We start from the raw sequence: 512 nt of genomic DNA, 5'->3' as shown, positions 1-512 counted from the left end.
GGACGAAGTTTGCGAATTTATTTTGGAGGGAAAGAGGAGGTATATATATTTTTATTTTCTGCAATTCAGTTGCATTGATGTTTGATTGACCACTTGCATTTTTACAAATTGTTTTAAAAAGTTGTTTAGAATAATCTGTATTTAAAAAGGTTGAAACGAATAGTGGATTAGCTAATTCGTTTAAGCGAACCCGTATAATAAAGCCTGCCAATATCATTGTTTCAGGAATAGTATATACACAAGTTTTTCCAACTAGTTCTCTACTATTTGTACGATTAAATAAAATATCATCTTTTTTAACTGAATATTTCTCTAAATCTTTTTCAGGAATGTCAATGCTTTTTAAATCACGTAAATCTAATTTTCCATCGTACGTGATATTATTCATTCTTAAGTATGGGTACTTTCCATCATTATTTTCTGATGCTTTTTTACTAGTTCCATATCGTACATCGGAAACTAAATCTCTAATAGTTCCTATATTCCATCCTTTTTCATTATATGGAAATTCT

1 protein-coding gene is annotated in these 512 nt (G+C 28.9%); it reads right to left on the bottom strand.

Annotation, left to right across the window (positions count from 1 at the left end):
• A partial coding sequence (locus tag HMPREF0528_RS08720; RefSeq protein WP_034525427.1) for a restriction endonuclease subunit S occupies positions 1-512 on the bottom strand: 512 nt, incomplete at both ends.

It is taken from the genome of Lactobacillus johnsonii ATCC 33200 (genome assembly GCF_000159355.1).
Lineage (GTDB): Bacteria > Bacillota > Bacilli > Lactobacillales > Lactobacillaceae > Lactobacillus > Lactobacillus johnsonii.
Note: the sequence above shows the minus strand (reverse complement) of the source record. Positions and strands in the feature narration are given on the sequence as shown.